This is a genomic window from Streptosporangium album (assembly GCF_014203795.1).
Lineage (GTDB): Bacteria > Actinomycetota > Actinomycetes > Streptosporangiales > Streptosporangiaceae > Streptosporangium > Streptosporangium album.
Window position 1 is genome coordinate 1,013,297 of the sequence record NZ_JACHJU010000002.1, and the last position, 16,411, is coordinate 1,029,707.

Annotated in this window: 14 protein-coding genes and 3 pseudogenes; 13 read left to right on the forward strand and 4 right to left on the reverse strand. The window is 70.3% G+C overall.

Annotated elements, in window-relative coordinates:
• Positions 1–11: 11 nt before the first annotated feature.
• From FHR32_RS28515 to FHR32_RS28530, 5 genes and pseudogenes are all read left to right on the forward strand, one after another.
• On the forward strand, positions 12–1,490 hold the full coding sequence (locus FHR32_RS28515) for a glutamate synthase subunit beta (protein ID WP_184757594.1): 1,479 nt from the start codon (positions 12–14) through the stop codon (positions 1,488–1,490).
• A gap of 402 nt (positions 1,491–1,892) precedes the next feature.
• Positions 1,893–2,354: a transposase gene (locus FHR32_RS47780; RefSeq protein ID WP_486389395.1), complete on the forward strand. Its 462-nt coding sequence runs from the start codon at positions 1,893–1,895 to the stop codon at positions 2,352–2,354.
• A gap of 40 nt (positions 2,355–2,394) precedes the next feature.
• Positions 2,395–2,703, forward strand: a complete 309-nt coding sequence (locus FHR32_RS28520) for a hypothetical protein (RefSeq protein ID WP_184757595.1) — start codon at positions 2,395–2,397, stop codon at positions 2,701–2,703.
• A gap of 40 nt (positions 2,704–2,743) precedes the next feature.
• A pseudogene (locus FHR32_RS28525) lies at positions 2,744–3,994 on the forward strand (RNA-guided endonuclease InsQ/TnpB family protein).
• A gap of 657 nt (positions 3,995–4,651) precedes the next feature.
• The gene (locus tag FHR32_RS28530) at positions 4,652–6,313 is read left to right on the forward strand and encodes a S8 family peptidase (protein ID WP_184757596.1); all 1,662 of its coding nucleotides are present in this window, start codon (positions 4,652–4,654) and stop codon (positions 6,311–6,313) included.
• Between the two features lie 73 nt (positions 6,314–6,386).
• Here FHR32_RS28530 and FHR32_RS28535 read toward each other — a convergent pair whose 3' ends face one another.
• Positions 6,387–6,806 (reverse strand): hypothetical protein, encoded by a 420-nt coding sequence (locus tag FHR32_RS28535; RefSeq protein WP_184757597.1) that lies wholly within the window; start codon positions 6,804–6,806, stop codon positions 6,387–6,389.
• Between the two features lie 344 nt (positions 6,807–7,150).
• On the opposite strand from FHR32_RS28535, the gene pyk reads away from it, so the two are divergent.
• The 7 genes and pseudogenes from pyk (at position 7,151) to FHR32_RS28570 (ending at position 14,051) form a co-directional block, all read left to right on the forward strand.
• The gene (gene pyk / locus FHR32_RS28540) at positions 7,151–8,581 is read left to right on the forward strand and encodes a pyruvate kinase (RefSeq protein ID WP_184757598.1); all 1,431 of its coding nucleotides are present in this window, start codon (positions 7,151–7,153) and stop codon (positions 8,579–8,581) included.
• A 283-nt stretch (positions 8,582–8,864) separates the two neighbouring features.
• A pseudogene (locus FHR32_RS28545) lies at positions 8,865–9,155 on the forward strand (acyl carrier protein); the annotation flags it as partial.
• A gap of 441 nt (positions 9,156–9,596) precedes the next feature.
• A complete protein-coding gene (locus tag FHR32_RS28550) occupies positions 9,597–11,294 on the forward strand; it encodes a condensation domain-containing protein (protein WP_184757600.1) in 1,698 nt (565 codons plus the stop codon).
• Positions 11,291–12,064, forward strand: coding sequence for a thioesterase II family protein (locus FHR32_RS28555; RefSeq protein ID WP_184757601.1), 774 nt, complete (start codon positions 11,291–11,293; stop codon positions 12,062–12,064). Before FHR32_RS28550 ends, FHR32_RS28555 begins: the two co-directional genes overlap by 4 nt.
• Positions 12,043–12,888 (forward strand): LLM class flavin-dependent oxidoreductase, encoded by an 846-nt coding sequence (locus FHR32_RS28560; protein ID WP_184757602.1) that lies wholly within the window; start codon positions 12,043–12,045, stop codon positions 12,886–12,888. Before FHR32_RS28555 ends, FHR32_RS28560 begins: the two co-directional genes overlap by 22 nt.
• A gap of 146 nt (positions 12,889–13,034) precedes the next feature.
• Positions 13,035–13,775, forward strand: a complete 741-nt coding sequence (locus FHR32_RS28565) for a DUF4118 domain-containing protein (protein WP_184757603.1) — start codon at positions 13,035–13,037, stop codon at positions 13,773–13,775.
• Positions 13,776–13,892: 117 nt separating this feature from the next.
• On the forward strand, positions 13,893–14,051 hold the full coding sequence (locus FHR32_RS28570) for a hypothetical protein (RefSeq protein WP_184757604.1): 159 nt from the start codon (positions 13,893–13,895) through the stop codon (positions 14,049–14,051).
• A gap of 91 nt (positions 14,052–14,142) precedes the next feature.
• Here FHR32_RS28570 and FHR32_RS28575 read toward each other — a convergent pair whose 3' ends face one another.
• Both FHR32_RS28575 and FHR32_RS44815 read right to left on the reverse strand, forming a co-directional pair.
• Complete coding sequence (locus tag FHR32_RS28575; RefSeq protein ID WP_184757605.1) at positions 14,143–14,667, reverse strand: DUF4352 domain-containing protein; 525 nt, start codon at positions 14,665–14,667, stop codon at positions 14,143–14,145.
• Positions 14,668–14,987: 320 nt separating this feature from the next.
• Positions 14,988–15,443, reverse strand: a complete 456-nt coding sequence (locus tag FHR32_RS44815) for an MFS transporter (protein ID WP_246467926.1) — start codon at positions 15,441–15,443, stop codon at positions 14,988–14,990.
• A 53-nt stretch (positions 15,444–15,496) separates the two neighbouring features.
• Here FHR32_RS44815 and FHR32_RS44820 point away from each other — a divergent pair, with 53 nt between their 5' ends.
• Positions 15,497–15,676 (forward strand): hypothetical protein, encoded by a 180-nt coding sequence (locus FHR32_RS44820; RefSeq protein WP_246467927.1) that lies wholly within the window; start codon positions 15,497–15,499, stop codon positions 15,674–15,676.
• On the opposite strand, the pseudogene FHR32_RS44825 reads toward FHR32_RS44820, so the two are convergent.
• A pseudogene (locus tag FHR32_RS44825) lies at positions 15,649–16,362 on the reverse strand (beta-ketoacyl synthase N-terminal-like domain-containing protein); the annotation flags it as partial. The gene FHR32_RS44820 and the pseudogene FHR32_RS44825 overlap by 28 nt on opposite strands.
• Positions 16,363–16,411 lie beyond the last annotated feature (49 nt).

Genomic DNA, 16,411 nt, shown 5'->3' on the forward strand with positions numbered 1-16,411 from the left:
GGGGCATACCGATGGCTGACCCGAAGGGTTTCCTCACTCACGGGCGCGAGCTGCCGGCGCGCCGCCCGGTGGACGTGCGCATCCGCGACTGGCGGGAGGTCTACCAGGACTTCCCCCGGCCGGAACTGACCAAGCAGGCCGCGCGCTGCATGGACTGCGGCATCCCGTTCTGCCACAACGGCTGCCCGCTGGGCAACCTCATCCCCGAGTGGAACGACCTGGTCTACCGCGACGGCTGGCGCGAGGCCATCGAGCGGTTGCACGCCACCAACAACTTCCCGGAGTTCACCGGCCGCCTGTGCCCGGCGCCGTGCGAGGCGGCGTGCGTGCTCGGCATCAACTCCGACCCCGTCGCGATCAAGCGGGTCGAGGTCGAGATCATCGACCGTGCCTTCGACGAGGGCTGGGTCACCCCCCAGCTCCCGGCGTCGAAGACCGGCAAGCGGGTCGCGGTCGTCGGGTCGGGCCCCGCGGGCCTGGCCGCCGCCCAGCAGCTCACTCGGGCCGGGCACGACGTGGTGGTGTTCGAGCGCGCCGACCGGATCGGCGGCCTGCTCCGCTACGGCATCCCCGAGTTCAAGATGGAGAAGCGCCACATCGACCGCAGGCTCGAGCAGATGCGGGCCGAGGGCACCGAGTTCCGTACCGGCGTCAACGTCGGCGTCGACATCACCGCGGCACAGCTGCGCGAGGAGTTCGACGCCATCGTCCTGGCGGGCGGCGCGACCCAGTGGCGGGACCTGCCCGTCGCCGGGCGTGACCTGGGAGGCGTCTACCAGGCGATGGAGTACCTCCCGCCGTCCAACAAGGTCCAGGAGGGCGACTACCCGGTCTCGCCGATCAGCGCCGAGGGCAAGCACGTGGTCGTGATCGGCGGCGGCGACACCGGAGCCGACTGCATCGGCACCGCGATCCGCCAGGGCGCAGCGTCGGTCACCCAGCTGGAGATCATGCCTCAGCCTCCGGCGGACCGTCCGGGCAGCCAGCCGTGGCCCACGTTCCCCATCCTGTTCAAGATGGAGAGCGCCCACGAGGAACTGGCCGGCGGCGGCGGCGACCGGGTCTACGCGGTCTCCACCACCGAGTTCGTGGGTGACGCCGACGGCAACGTGCGGGCGCTGCGGCTGGTCGAGGTGGAGGGCCCGGCGGCCGGGTTCGCGCCGATACCCGGCACCGAGCGGGAGATCCCCGCGGAGCTGGTCACCCTGTCGATGGGCTTCGTCGGCCCGCAGAAGGCGGGTCTGCTGGAGGATCTGGCCTCGGTCGCCGGGGACGAGTTCTTCGACGCGCGGGGCAACGTCGCGCGGGACAAGGGCTACATGTCGTCGGTGGACGGCGTGTTCGTCGCCGGTGACATGGGCCGCGGGCAGTCCCTGATCGTCTGGGCGATCGCCGAGGGCCGCTCGGCCGCCTCGGCGGCCGACCGCTACCTCACCGGTCAGACGGCACTGCCGGTGGCGATCCCGCCGACGGCCCGTCCCCTGGTCTGATCGTCTCGCCGGGTCTCCCGGCCCCGGCGGGCCGCGCGCCTGTGGCGGGGGTCCCGGCAGTACCGGGAAAATTTTCAGCGGATCCTGCTGACCAGCGATGATGTGTGACATCCAGACAAGATCGCTGGCTACCGTTGCCTGTGAGTGTGCTTTGGTAAGCGCGCTCTCAGGCAGCTTCCGGCTTGCGCCGGAGCGTTCCCCGTTTCCGGGGTTCCCGTTTCGCCGGTGCGTGCCCGGCACGGACACCGGGACTTACCGCTCCTCCACGGGCGTTTGCCGCACGTGTGGCAGGCGGGAATCTCCGCCTTTAGGACTCTGTTGGCCGATTCGAGTGGTGATCATCGTTTGACGTGACACGGTGGAGGAACCCTCTTGCAGACAGTGTGTGGAGGAGGTTCTGCCATGTCTCTGCGTCCCTGTCCCGCTGGTGAGGTGCCGGAATCAACCGTCCGGATAGCATGGGCGGCTTTCCCCAAGGGATGTCTGGCGGTGCGGGTCCGTGATGAACTCGGTCCGTTCTTCGAAGACGAGCAGTTCGTCGAGGCGTTTCCTGCGCGGGGCGGACCTGGGCTGTCTCCCGGGATACCGGCGCCGGTGTCGGTGCTGCAGTTCGCCGAAGGGCTGAGCGATCGGCAGGCCGCCGACGCGGTGCGCGGGCGGATCGACTGGAAGTACGGCGGTGGTCTCGGCCGAGTGGATCGAACGGTATGGGGCGCGGGTGGACGCCTATCGGTTCCCCAAGGGGGAAGACGCCCGGACCCGGTGGGCTCTGAGTGTCGGGACCGATGGTTTCGCCCTACGATCCACAGGCGCATTACGGCGTCAAACGCGGCTCGGGCTGGTGCGGCTACAAGGTCCACCTGAGCGAGACCTGTGACGAGGACACCCCCATCTGATCACCAACGTGGCCACGACCAACGCCTGCACCGGCGATATCGAGCTGACCGCACCGGTCCATGCCGCGCTGGAGCGACGCGGGCTACGACCCGGTGAACACGCGGTCGATGCCGGATACATCAGCGCCGCGCTCATCGTTTCGGCCCAGAGCGCCTACGGGATCGAGCTGCTCGGGCCGGTCGGGATCGACACCACCGGGCCGGGGCAGGCCCAGGCTGGGCTGACGCAGGAGGACTTCGTCATCGAAAACCTCCAGCGTGGAGACCCCGGGCTTTGGCCCTGGGGAGGAAACGCGGCACGGTGCCGCACGGTTTAAATCGAACATGCGCGCGATTTTCAGCTGATCGTTCGGTACGATGCGAGGCGTGGCGCAGATCGTGAAGCGGGCGTTCAAGTTCCGCTTCTACCCGACCCCCGAGCAGGCTGATGAGCTTGCCCGGACGTTCGGCTGCGTCCGCCTCGTCTACAACAAGGCCCTGCAGGAGCGGACCCGCGCCTACCGGTCGGAAGGCCGCAAGGTCTCCTACGTGGAATCGTCGGCCGCGCTGACGGAGTGGAAACGCACCGAGGAGCTGGATTTCCTGGCCGAGGTGTCGTCGGTGCCGTTGCAGCAGGCGTTGCGGCACCTGCAGACGGCGTTTGCGAACTTCTTCGCCCAGCGGGCCGGGTACCCGGCGTTCAAGTCCCGGAAGAAGTCCCGGCTGTCGGCCGAGTACACCCGCTCGGCGTTCCGCTACCACGACGGGCGGCTCACCCTGGCGAAGATGGACGCCCCGCTGAACATCGTGTGGTCGCGCCCGCTGCCCGAGGGGGCCGATCCGTCCACGGTGACCGTGTCGAAGGACGCGGCCGGGCGCTGGTCGGTGTCGATCCTGTGTGAGGACACCGTCCGGCCTCTGGACCCGACCTCGGACATGGTCGGGGTGGACGCCGGGATCACCGCGCTGGTCACCCTGTCGCGTCCGATTCCGGGCGTGACCGACGACGACGGCAAGGTCACCAACCCCCGCCACGAACGCGCCGACCGCAGGAGACTCGCCCGCGCGCAGCGGATACCGGCCCGCAAGGAGAAGGGGTCGGCGAATCGGGACAGGGCGAGGGTGAAGGTCGCCCGGGTGCATGCCCGGATCACCGACCGTCGCCGCGATGTCCTGCACAAGCTCACCACCGCGATCGTCCGCGAGAACCAAGTGGTCGTGATCGAGGATCTCACCGTGCGTAACCTGGTGAAAAACCACAGCCTGGCCCGCGCGATCTCTGATGCCTCCTGGCGGCAGATGCGCACCATGCTGGAGTACAAGGCGCAGTGGTACGGGCGGGAGCTGCTGGTGGTGGACCGGTGGTTTCCCTCCTCGAAGCTGTGCTCGGCGTGCGGCGCGCTCCAGCGGTTCATGCCGCTGAACGTCCGCGACTGGGTGTGCGCCTGTGGCGTGGTCCATGACCGTGATGTGAACGCCGCGAAGAACATCCTCGCCGCCGGGCTGGCGGAGAGGTGAAACGCCTGTGGAGCCGGTGTAAGACCTCAAGGGCGCAGGCCCGGCGGGCGACTGGCGGTGAAGCAGGAAACTCCACCCGTGAGGGTGGGAATCCTCCGGCTTCAGCCGTGAGGAGGAAGTCAATGATGTGACGGCAAGGTCGTATGCCGTTCGCCATAGCGTTACGGCATTTTGAGGGCGCGTCTGCCTCTCGGTCAGGGTCTCGGTCCGGTGAGGGCGACCAGGAGCGGGCCCGTCCGACCTGCTGGGTGGTCATCCCGGTGAGCACCTCGCAGGCCACGCCGTTGAGCGGGGTCAGGATCGCGCCGAGGATGAGTTGCATGCCCTCGCCCGTGTCGAAACCGGTGGGCTCGTCGCGCTCGCGGCCCCGCAGCGCCGCGCGGACCGTGCGCCTGCGGGCGATGGTGTTGCCGAAGAAGTCCGCGCAGGCCAGAGGCAGGAAGCGCACCTCCGCAGGGGCTATCTCGAGTAAGATGAGCCGGGCGGCCTCTTCGATGGTCGGTGACATCCGGTGCGCGCCGTCGGCGGGGCTGAGCTCGGGGGAGCCTGGATCGGGCATTTCTCTGCTCACCTGAATGGAAAAGGTCCCCGAACAACCTCATGACAGCGCATCTTCTGTTCCGCGACCATCCGCCGGAGCCGTACGGAGCCGCCTTTATTACGGCGATTGCTTATATGTCGGAAAAATCGGTGAATCGGTTTTCAAGTTGCCCAGACGGTCATCTACCTGAAGGATGATCGCCTGATCCAAGCAGGTGCGGAGGATGGATGAATCACTGGAGTAGCCGGCTGACCAGCGCGGCGATCGGGGTGGCCCTGACGGGCACGCTCACGGTGGGCGCCCTGACCGGCGGGACGGCGGCCGCCACCGGGCAGCTCCGTGATTACCTGGTTTTCTACGCCGCGGGCTCCCAGGCCCGGGCGGTCGCCGCGATCAAGGCGGGCGGCGGCACCGCACTGTCCACCGAGGCCAAACTCGGCTACGTCGTCGCCAGGGGCCCGGACACCGGGTTCGCGGAGGACCTCTCCGGCAACGACGCCGTCGCGGGCGTCTCCTCCAACCGCAGGATCGGCTCGGTGACCGGATTCGCCGGCTCCGCGGACCAGGTCCCCGTCTCGGATATTCGGGAAGTCTCCTCCTCTCCCGGTGAGGAGCCGCTGGCCGGGCGGCAGTGGGACATGAAGATGATGGGCGCCACCGCCCGCGGTTCCTACGCCACCGCCCCGGGCAGCAAGAAGGTGCTGGTCGGCATCATCGACACCGGCGTGGACGGGAGGCATCCCGACATCGCCCCCAACTTCAACCGCGAGCTGAGCCGTAACTTCGTGACCGACATGCCCAAGGACTCCAAGGGGAAGAACTTCGACGGCCCCTGCGAGTTCGAGGGGTGCAAGGACCCGGTCGACTGGGACGACGACGGCCACGGCACCCACGTCGCCAGCACGATCGGCTCGCCGGTCAACGGCCTGGGCATCGCCGGCGTCGCCCCGAACGTGTCCCTGGTCAACCTGCGCGCGGGCCAGGACTCCGGCACGTTCTTCCTCAAGCCCAGCCTCGACGCGCTCACCTACGCCGCGGACGCCGGGATCGACGTGGTCAACATGAGCTACTACGTCGATCCCTGGCTCTTCAACTGCGCGGACAACCCGGCCGACTCCAAGGCCGAGCAGCTTGAGCAGCGTGGCGTCATCACCGGCATGCAGCGCGCCCTGGACTACGCCCGCGAGCACGGCGTCACCCTGATCAGCGCCCTCGGCAACGGCATGACCGACCTGGGCAGCCCCAAGATCGACACCCTGAGCCCCGACTACCCGGCAGACTCCGCGCGTCCGCGCAAGGTCGACAACTCCTGCCTCAACATCCCGGCCGAGTCCAAGGGCGTGATCTCGGTGTCGTCCCTCGGCAAGACCGGGCGCAAGGCCTACTACTCCGACTACGGCGTCGAGCAGACGGACCTGTCGGCCCCCGGCGGCGACGAGTATGACGGCCCCGGCGGGCCCGACACCACCAGGACCATCCTGGCCGCCGCTCCCGAGAGGGCGATGCGCGCCCAGGGGCTGGTCGCCGCCGACGGCCGGCCCACGACCCCCTCCGTGGTCCGCGACTGTCACGGCGGCACCTGCGCCTACTACCAGTATCTCGCGGGCACCTCGATGGCCGCCCCGCACGCCACCGGCGTCGCCGCCATCATCATCAGCCGCTTCGGCAAGCCCGGCAAGGGCGGCCTCACCATGCCGCCCGCCGAGGTCGAGCGTCTGCTCTACGCCAGCGCCACCAGGAAGTCCTGCCCCTCGCCGCGCACCTACGTCTACCGTCTCGCGGGCCAGAAGATCCCCCAGACCTGCGAGGGCGGCGCGTCACGCAACGGCTTCTACGGCCGGGGCGTCGTCAACGCGGCCAGGGCGGCCACCATCGCCGCCACCCACTGACGCACCGGCGGCATGTGACGTCCTCCCGCACCCGTCGCGGGAGGACGTCACATGCCGCACCGGTAGAGGTCGCTCACCCCGTCGAGCCGGACCTGGGCACAGTCGCGCCGCACCCAGGCGAGCCGGGGGTCGGCCTCGGCTCCCCGACCGGTGAAGCCGGACACCCGTTCTCGCCCGGACCCTCCCGCCGCCTCCGGGTGACGGACACGGCGACCGCCGCGGCCACGGCCGTCAGGCAGAACGGCAGCAGCCAGCCGATCTGCCCGGCCACCTGGTCGTTGAACAGCCGGTCCCACCCGGGGTCGCCGCCCATGCTCGGTCCCGCGTTCCCCAGCCCCGTCCCGGCTCCGTCACGTGTCCCGAGCACCTGGCCCAGGCCGTTGTAGCCGACCACCAGGTCCCAGGCGCTGCCGTCCCTGCTGCCCCCGATGTACGGCTTGGTCCCCGGCCACAGATCGACCGCCGCCACCCACGCCAGCGAGGTGACCGCCATGATCCCGCCGCCGGGCCCGCCCAGCGCAGCACGGCCCGGTGCAGGACGGCGACCGCCAGCACCCCCTCGGCGACCTGCGGCACGAGCCGTACAGCACCCCGCCCAGCGCACACGCCGCGACCAGTGCCCATCTCGCCCACCGTGGCTCTCTCCGCACATCCATGGGCACACTCTCGGGAGAACCCCTCAATCTCCCCTTGGCGCTTGATGAGAACCCTCCGGGGGCGCCCGGAGGCCGGTTCGCCACCCACTGTCCGGCCAGGTAGCGTAATGTCACCGAGTTTTTCATCTGCGCTATGACCAACGTAACAACCGAGTGGTCTGTACCAATTAGGGTGGGACCCGTGACCCGTCGTGCGAAAATCGTCTGTACTCTCGGCCCTGCCACCTCCTCTCCCGAACGCCTCCGCGAGCTCATCGTCGCAGGCATGGACGTGGCCCGTTTCAACCTCAGCCATGGCAGCCACGAGCTGCACAAGGAGGTCTACGACAGGGTGAGGGAGGCCGCCGCCGAACTAGGTCGCGGCGTAGGCGTGCTGGCGGACCTGCAGGGCCCCAAGATCAGGGTGGGCACGTTCGAGGAGGGCCCGGTCCGCCTGGGCTTCGGCGACGTCTTCACCATCACCACCGAAGAGGTCCCCGGCGACCGCGAGCAGGTCTCCACCACCTATCTGGGCCTTCACAACGACGTCAAGCCGGGCGACAGCATCCTCGTCGACGACGGCCGTGTCCACCTGGAGGTGACCAGGGTCGACGGCCCGCGCGTCACCACCCGCGTGATCATCGGCGGCATGATCTCCGACAACAAGGGCCTCAACCTGCCCGGCGTCAACGTCAGCGCGCCCGCTCTCACCGACAAGGACGAGACCGACCTCCGCTGGGCTCTGCGCACCGGCTTCGACCTCATCGCGCTCTCCTTCGTCCGCCGCCCGTCCGACGCCGACGTGGTGCGCAACATCATGGAGCAGGAGGCCGTCCGCCTCCCGCTGCTCGCCAAGATCGAGAAGCCGCAGGCCGTGGAGCGCCTCCCCGAGATCATCGAGGCCTTCGACGGCATCATGGTCGCCCGCGGCGACCTCGGTGTCGAGCTGCCTCTCGAAGAGGTGCCGATCGTGCAGCGGCGGGCCATCGAGCTCTGCCGTGAGAAGGCCCGCCCGGTCATCGTCGCCACCCAGATGCTCGACTCGATGATCAGCGCCCCCCGTCCCACCCGCGCCGAGGCCTCCGACGTCGCCTACGCGGTCATGGACGGCGCCGACGCGGTCATGCTGTCCGGGGAGACCTCGGTCGGCAACTACCCCATCGAGTCCGTGGAGACGATGAGCCGCATCGCGACCACCGCGGAGAAGACCTCGCTGCAGGCCACCCACAGCCTCGACCGGCTGCCGGAGACCACCGGCGGGGCCATCGCCCGTGCCGCGGCCGAGGTGGGCGCCATCGTCGGCGCCAAGGCCCTGGTCGCGTTCACCATGTCCGGGGAGACCGCCCGCCGCCTGGCGCGCTACCGGTCGCCGATCCCGCTGCTGGCCTTCACCTCCGCCCCGCACGTCCGCAACCAGCTCGCGCTGACCTGGGGCGTGGAGACCTTCGAGGTGCCGTTCGTCCACCACACCGACGACATGGTCCGCCAGGTCGAGGCGTCCCTGCTGGCCAACGCGCGCCTGGAGAAGGGCGACAAGGTGGTCATCGTCGCCGGTTCGCCTCCCGGAACGGCCGGCTCCACCAACGCCCTGCGCGTCCACACCATCGGTGCGGCCGTCTCGCACCCGGCCTGACCTTCTCATCCGGTACGGCCACCGCCCCGGCGGCGGCCGTACCGGCATGTTGGGCTCTTCTGATCGCGGTGCGTAGTGGCAGAGACCCAAAAATACGGTCTTGTGGTGTCCCGAACCCCTGACAGAGGATCAGCACATGGCGTGCGCGGCGGCGTGCCCGAGGCTGACCGAAGGGTGCCGGATGGTTCAGAGCAGTCGACCGGTGGAGAACCGGTGAGAGGACGGCGAGGGGAGCCCGCCGGGCCGTCCGGGGCAGACCGTTCCGACCGTCGACAGGGTCGCCACGATGATCGAGGCCCGGCTCGGCAGGGCCGTCGACCCCGACGAGAACTTCTTCGAGGCCGGGCTCAACTCGATGGCCCTGGTCGACCTCCACGCGGAGATCACCGGTGTGTTCGGGATCGACATCCCGGTCACCTCGATGTTCACCCGGCCCAACGTGCGGGCGCTCAACCGCCTCGTCGACGGCTCGCAGGATCCGGGCAGGAACGACCTCGCGCGACCACGCCCGGCCGGCGGTAGCCGCAGGGACGTCCGGGCGCGCATCCGCAGGGACGGCGGGGCGCCTCGGTGACGGGCACCGCGCCGATCGCGGTGATCGGCCTGGGCCCCCGCGCACCGCTCACCCCGGAGACCGTCGAGGCTGCGCTGGAGGGCGCCGTGCTCGCCCCCTCCGGGCCGGCGGGCTCCCCGGGGCCGCCGACGGTGGGGAAGGGCTTCGCGCCGATCCGTCTGCGCGCCGACGCCCGGCCCCGGGTGGTCGTGTGGTCCGGCCGCACGGCCGAGGAGGCGGAGGCCGTACGGCAGAGCCTGGCGGGTTTCTTCGCGGCCCTCGGCGAGGCCCGGTTCGCCGACGCCGTGGCCACCCTGCAACGGGGCCGCCCGGCGCGCCCGGCGCGGGGGGCCGTCGTCTGCTCCGCCGCCACCGCCGCCACCGCGGCCGCCCTGGCCGGCGCCAGGACCGCGGGTGAGGCCGCCGGCGCCCGGAGGGTGCGTTTCCACTTCCCCCCGGGCGATGCGGGCGCTGGGAGCCGTGCCCTACTCGTTCTGGGTGCTGGAGCACCTGGCGGGGACGAGCGGGGTGTCCAATCTGGCGGTGGCGTTCAGAACCCGCGAGCCGCTGCGCTCGTTCCCCCTGCGGAACGCGGTGAACCGCCTCCTCAAGCGGCATCCCGCGCTGCGCCTGAGGTTCCCGGAGGTGGACGGGGCGCCCGTCCGGCATCTCACCGCCCCGCAGGACGCGCAGATCACGCTGGTGAACGGGCAGACCACGGAGGAGACGCTGGTCGCCGACCTTCAGGCGTTCCTGGACGGGCCCTTCGACCTGGCCCGTGATCTGCTGTTCCGGGCGGCCCACTTCACGCTGCCGGACGGGGCGGGCAGCGTGGTCTGCCTGGTCGGCCATCACATCGTCATCGACGCGACGTCGATGCAGTTCCTGGTGGAGGAGCTGGGCGGCTTCTACGACGCGCAGACGGGCCAGGACCCGCTGCCCGCCGCGCTCGTGGGAGGTGGACGCGCCGACGAGGCAGGCACTGGACAGGCTGCGCACCGGTCTGCGCACCACCGACAACATCGTGTTGACCAGTGCCTTCCTGCTGGCCCTGCGCGGTCACGGCGCCGGTCCCGAGCTGGTGGCCGGGGTGCCGGTCTCCACCAGGACGGCCGCGATGCGCGGCCACGTCGGGTACGGCGTGAGCACGCCGACGCGTCGGTGGAGGCCGTGCTGGTCGCGCGTGGCCACGGCACCGGGGACTGGCGGGTGCCGCTCTTCCGGCACATGTTCAACTACCGGCCGTGGACCGACAAGCAGGTCCGCATCCGCGGTGCCGTGCCCGAGTACGTCGAGGACCTGTTCGACCGCGGCCGCCTGGATCTGCAGTGCATCGCCGTACAGGAACCGGACCGGCTGACGGTCCGGGTCTGGCACAGCACGGAGGTCCACGACGAGGCGGAGATCGCCGCGTTCGTCGCCCGGATGACCTCGCTGCTCCGGCAGGCGGCCGAGGACGCCGACCGGCCGCAGCGTGAGCTGGAGGCGTTCTCCCCGGCGGACCGGGAGCTGCTCGGCCGGTTGAACGACACCGGCCGCCGGTGGAGCGGCCCGCCCACGTTGCCGGAGCGGGTCGCCGCCCACCGGGGTACGGCGGTCCGTGACGGCGACCGGGTGGTCACCTACGACGAGCTGCTGGCCTCCGCGGCGGCGGTCAAGGCCGCGGCGGTCATCGTCCACGACGACAGGATGACGGCGTTCGTGCCGCCCACGCACCTGCCCGATGAGGAGGCGGGAGCCGCCGCGCGGGAGGAGCTGTGGCGCTACGCCAGGTCCCGGCTGCCGGACTACGCGGTCCCCTCGGGGATCGTGCTCGTCGAGCGTCTCCCGACGACCGCCAACGGAAAGATCGACTACCGGGGGCTGGCCGTACCCGAGGACGACCTTGCGCCGGAGTCTGTGGCCGTGCCCGGTCCGGAGCTCGCCGGGGGTGTCCTGCGACTGTGGCGGGAGGCGCTGGGACGCCCGGGACCGGGCGAACACGACAACTTCTTCCTCAACGGAGGTCATTCGGTGCTCGCCGTACGGCTGATCGCGCCGCTGGAGGAGCTCGCCGGGCGGCCGGTCACCGTGCGGGCCGTCTTCGACCACCCGATCCCGGCCGAGCTGGCGGCGTTCCTCACGGAGGCCGGAGAGACCGCGGAAGGGGCAGACCGTTGAGCGCGTCGTGGTTCGTGCCGGTGGGGGAGCGGGCCGAGGGCCGTTTCCGGCTCTACGTCTTCCCGAACGCGGGCGGGGGCCCCGCGTCCCTCACCGACCTGGCCGCGAGATTCCCTCCCGAGGTCGAGGTGTGGGCGGTGAACCTGCCGGGCAGGCAGGCCCGGCTGGCCGAGCCGCCGCTGACCGACCTGGACGCGCTGGTCGACCTGCTGGCCGGCGACCTGCTGGCGACCGCACGCCGGCCGTACGCGCTGTTCGGCTACTGCAGCGGCGCGCTCCTGGCCTATCTGGTCTGCCGCCGCCTGGCCGAGCTGTCACCCGCGACGGATCCCGGCGCGCCCCCGGGCCCCGAGAGGCTGCTGGTCGGCTCGTTCGCCGCCCCCGACGTCGTCCTCCTGCTGCGCAGGCTGCCGTCCCTGCCGTCGTGGCTGTTCTGGGAGCAGCTGATCGAGCTCGGCGGGGTCCCGGCAGAGGTGGCCGAGCGCGAGGTGCTCCGACCGGTTCTCGAACCCGCGCTCCGCGCCGACTTCGGCATGCTCGCCGGCTACCGGCACCGTCCGGGACCGCCCCTGCCCACCCCGATCACCGTCCTGTACGGCAGGCGTGACGGCTCGGTGTCACGGGGCGGGCTGCTCGGCTGGCGTAGGCAGAGCGTCTCCAGGCCGTCGCTGCGTGAGCTCGACGCCTCCCACTGGCTGGCCGAGGAGGCCCCCGACCGGCTCGCCGCCGTCATCGCAGAGGAGATCGGATGCGCCTGGGCTACAGCATGAGCTACTGGGGCGGGGCCGGCCTCGGTCCCGCCGACCATCTCACCCTGGTCCACGAGGCCGAGCGGCTGGGGTACGGCTCGGTGTGGGCGGCCGAGACCTACGGCACCGACCCGGCCGCCCTGATGGCCTGGATCGCCGGCCGTACCGAGCGGATCGGCCTGGGCACCGGGGTGCTGCAGATGTCGGGGCGCAAACCCGTGGTGGCGGCGATGACGGCCGCCACGATCGACCTGGGCAAGGAGCTCTCCCTCGGCGTGTTCCCGGTCCAGGCGCGGCTGCCGGTCTATCTGGCCGCCATGGGCCCGGAGACCACCGCGCTCGCCGGTGAGCTGGCCGACGGCTGGCTGGCGATCCACTTCCCGCCGGAGCACCTGGCCGAGCGTACGGCGCAGCTGCGCCGGGGCGCGGAGCGGGCGGGCCGGAGTCTGGACGGCTTCGACGTCGCCCCGATGGTCCTGACGCTGGTCGACGAGGACGAGGAGCTGGCCTTCGACATGATGCGGCCCATGCTCGCCCTCTACCTGGGCGGCATGGGCTCGCGCCGGACCAATTTCTACAACCGCCTGGCCCGTTCCCTCGGCTCCGGCAAGGAGGCCGAGGCGGTCCAGGAGGCGTTCCTGGGCGGGCGGCAGGGGGAGGCGATGTCCCTGCTCCCGGACGCGCTGGTCGACGCGATGACGATGTGCGGCCCGGCGGGCAAGCTGCGCGAGCGGGTGGCCGCCTACCGCGAGGCGGGGGCGACCAGCTTGATCGTCGGCCTGGTCACCCCCACCCTGCGGCTCCGCCTGGAGCAGCTGGAGCTGGTCGCGGAGCTGGCCGCCTGACGCCTCGGCCTGCGGGAGGTCACGCCGGAGGCCCCGGCGCCCGGTGACGTCCGGCGAGGCGGGGGCGGATGCTTGGTGGATCATGCGCAGCTGGGTAGGAGTAGGGCGTTGACCTCGGCGAATACGTGATCCGGGAGGTGGCAGCGATGCCCCGTTACTTGGACAGAGATCGCCTCGCGCTGCTGGCCGCGCTGGTGGCCCCGCTGGCCGTCGCGGTGGTGCTGCTGACGTTTCGCGCCGGTCTGCCGAACACGAGCATCGCCCTGATCTTGGTCGTGATCGTGGTCGCGGTCGCTGCCAACGGCAACCGTCTGGCCGGCGGACTCGCGGCGCTCTCGGCCGCGGTGTGGTTCGACTTCTTCTTCACCCAGCCCTACCAGCGCTTCGCCGTCACCAAGTCCGTAGACATTCAGACCGCGGTCCTTCTGCTCGTCGTGGGCCTGGCGGTCTCGCAGCTGGCCGCCCGCGCCCGGCGGCTGCAGGTGGTCGCCATCACCGACGCCGACTACCTGGCCCGGATCCACGACACCGCCGAGCTGGCCCAGTCCGCGAAGGAGCCCGACACGGTGGTCGACCACGTCACGGCCCAGCTCACCACTCTGCTGCATTTACGCGGGTGCCGTTTCGAGTACGGCAGCCTGATCGGCCATCCACCCCGGCTCGAACCGGACGGCACTGTGGTCTGGGGCCGCAAACGCTGGGATGTCGACCGGCTGGGCCTGCCCAATCGGGAGATCGAGCTGCGCACGTTCGGCAACGGCCGCTTCTACGGCCGGTTCATGCTCGATCCCACACCGGGAACCATCCCGCCCCTGCAGGCCCGGTTGGTCGCGGTGACGCTGGCCGACCAGACAGGCGCCGCGTTCGGCACCGTCGGCAGCGGCTAAGGCCTGGCGGTGCATCGAGCCGCTACCACTCGGCAAGGTGAGCAGACCTGCGCAGGCCACCGGACTTGCGAGAAGGACGCCTTCGGTGAATCATCCGGCGAGTGGCGCGACGCGACCATGGACGACCTGGCGGCCGACGCGGTCGCCGCGCTGGACTTCCTGCGCGCACGACCCGGGGTGCGAGCCGATGCGGTGACACGACTCGTCGACTCCGCCGGGGAGCTGTCCGTGTCCGCCGGCCCCGGCAGGCATCCGGACGCGAGCCTCGCCGAGTGAGACCGGCTCGCCGGGGCCGTGGGAGGGGGAGGCCGCAGCCGTGTGCGCCCGCCGGGGCCGGGCGTGTGAGCGGAGGGCACCACGGCCGGTCTCAGAACTTCAGGGGCACGTGGACCCCGTCGGAGAACATCGACTCGTGGAGCTCGATCGTCGTCACCTTCCTGTCCCTCGGCACGTCGAAGGCGACCACGCCGCTGACCTTGTCACCGGGTTTGATCTCCTCGTAGAGGCTCTTGGAGTGCGGATCGGAGGTGGCGGCGTTGCTGTCGGCCAGGTACTCGTGTCCCTTGTCGTCGGACACCTTCTGGTTGTCGCCGAAGAAGATCCGGGCCTCGCCGCCGATGTTGCGGACGGTGAGGTGCACGAGGAGGAACCTTCCTCTGGCTCTACGGGCGAGGGGGCCGTCGCCCACGCTGGACGCCGTGGTGACCTTGGTGACGGTGAACTCGAACGAGCCTTCCCGCACTTTCTTGCCGATGCCGATCGCCCGGTTCTTCGCCGACCTGTCCACCGGTTCACCGAAGGTGTCCCTGCCGCAGTTGCCGCCGCAGCCGACGGCGGTGACGACGACGCCGACCAGCGTGATCACGATGATCACTCCGGCCGCGACCGTCATCCGGGTGCGTCTCCCGGGACGGCGACGCTTCCCGGGAGGTGTGGGGCGTGGGTGGGGCTGCTCGGGGACGGGGGGCCGCTGCGGATCTTTTCCTTGAGGGTCGGGCATCGGGGGCTCCAAAAGGAGAGGTGCTCGTGCCGTGGCAACACCTGCCACATGTATCGGGTTCCCCGGTTTCGGCCCTCCGAGCAGCATTGTTATGAAACTGTATTACTTAGGGTAAGTAGTTAATTGCAGAATGCTACGATATTAGGTAATTGATTTTAGGGTTTGGGACACCTGAGGCGACCGTTCACCACCATCCGAATCGGCGGACGCCTTCACGGGTGAGGGATCTCCCCGGTCCTCGGGATGGGGGAGAAGACCAGCAGCAGGATCGGCAGGATGGCGCCGGCGACCACCGCGACGAGGATGGCCGGGCGCAGGCCCAGGGCCTCGCCGAGCAGACCCGCGCCCAGCGCGCCGAGCGGGGCGGGGATCAGTCCGAGGGAGTAGACCGTGCCGATCACCCGGGCCTGCAGGTTCGGCGGGGTGATCGACTGGACCAGGGTCATGTTGCTGACGAAGAAGATCTGGTTGCTGGCCCAGACGATGAACTGGGAGGCGCCCAGCATCACGGCGGCCGTCCAGACCGAGCCGGAGGCGAACGGCACCAGCAGCAGCGCGCAGTTGCCGATCATCGTGCTCCACAGCAGGGTGGGGCCGATACCCAGGCGGCGCATGGTCCGCACCGACAGGGTCGCGCCGAGGATCGCGCCGATCCCGCCGGTCGCCATGACGACCCCCACCCACACCGAGAGCCTGCGCGATCACCGCGGCCTGCCCGTCCATGCTGGGCGCCGAGAACCCGACCTTGCTCGCCCCGTCGTTGTTGATCGCGTTGCCCAGCACCACCGCCCGGATGTTGTCACCGTCGGCGAGCGCCTCCGACAGCCGCTTCAGCACGACCACCCCGCCGCCGCTGCCCCAGATCGTGCCCGCCGCCTTCGCGTCGAACGCCCGGCAGTGACCGTCGGGGGAGACGATGCCGTCCTCGTCGTAGACATACCCCTGCCCCTGCGGCAGGTCCAGCATCGCGCTGCCCGCCAGCGCCATGTCGCACTCGCCGTTGCGCAGCGCCTCGGCGGCGACGTGCACCGCGACCAGCGACGTCGAGCACGCCGTGTGCAGCGTGTAGCTCGGACCGCGCAGATCCAGCTTGTAGGACGACAACGTCGCGCAGTAGTCGACATGGTTGCCGACCATGACGGCCAGCCAGCCCGCGTTCGCATGCGCCTGGGCGTTACTCCGGATGTTGATCCACTGGTAGAAGTCCGACCCCGAACCGGCGTAGACCCCGACCTCACCCGGATACCTGAACGGGTCGTAACCCGCGTCCTCCAGAGCCGTGTGCGCCAGCTCCAGAAAGAGCCGGTGCTGCGGATCCCGGACCTCCGCCTCCCTGATCGACATACCGAAGAACGCGGCGTCGAACCCCTGATGGTCGTCCAGCATCATGGCGGCCGACACGAAGTTCGGATCGTCCAGCGCACGCTCGGACACGCCGAACGCCCGCTGCTCCTCACGGGTGAAACGGGTGAGCGACTCGACTCCGTCGGCGAGATTGCGCCAGAACTGCCCGGCGTCTCCGGCTCCCGGCACCCGGCACGAAAGGCCGATGATCGCGATCGGCTCCACGGTGGGTTCCTCGGCCATGCGTGGGTCCCTTTCTCCTTGCCTGAGGCGCGGTGGCGCCGGTGAGAGA

Excerpts from the sequence above, each read along its gene's own strand:
- FHR32_RS28550 (WP_184757600.1), top strand. The coding sequence starts at position 9,597 with ATGCGGGCGCTGGGAGCCGTGCCCTACTCGTTCTGGGTGCTGGAGCAC.
- FHR32_RS44815 (WP_246467926.1), bottom strand. The coding sequence starts at position 15,443 with ATGGCGACCGGCGGGATCGGCGCGATCCTCGGCGCGACCCTGTCGGTG.
- FHR32_RS47780 (WP_486389395.1), top strand. The coding sequence starts at position 1,893 with ATGTCTCTGCGTCCCTGTCCCGCTGGTGAGGTGCCGGAATCAACCGTC.
- FHR32_RS28560 (WP_184757602.1), top strand. The coding sequence starts at position 12,043 with ATGCGCCTGGGCTACAGCATGAGCTACTGGGGCGGGGCCGGCCTCGGT.
- FHR32_RS28530 (WP_184757596.1), top strand. The coding sequence starts at position 4,652 with ATGAATCACTGGAGTAGCCGGCTGACCAGCGCGGCGATCGGGGTGGCC.
- FHR32_RS28570 (WP_184757604.1), top strand. The coding sequence starts at position 13,893 with ATGGACGACCTGGCGGCCGACGCGGTCGCCGCGCTGGACTTCCTGCGC.
- FHR32_RS28565 (WP_184757603.1), top strand. The coding sequence starts at position 13,035 with ATGCCCCGTTACTTGGACAGAGATCGCCTCGCGCTGCTGGCCGCGCTG.
- FHR32_RS28515 (WP_184757594.1), top strand. The coding sequence starts at position 12 with ATGGCTGACCCGAAGGGTTTCCTCACTCACGGGCGCGAGCTGCCGGCG.
- FHR32_RS44820 (WP_246467927.1), top strand. The coding sequence starts at position 15,497 with ATGCTGGGCGCCGAGAACCCGACCTTGCTCGCCCCGTCGTTGTTGATC.
- FHR32_RS28535 (WP_184757597.1), bottom strand. The coding sequence starts at position 6,806 with ATGGCGGTCACCTCGCTGGCGTGGGTGGCGGCGGTCGATCTGTGGCCG.
- FHR32_RS28575 (WP_184757605.1), bottom strand. The coding sequence starts at position 14,667 with ATGACGGTCGCGGCCGGAGTGATCATCGTGATCACGCTGGTCGGCGTC.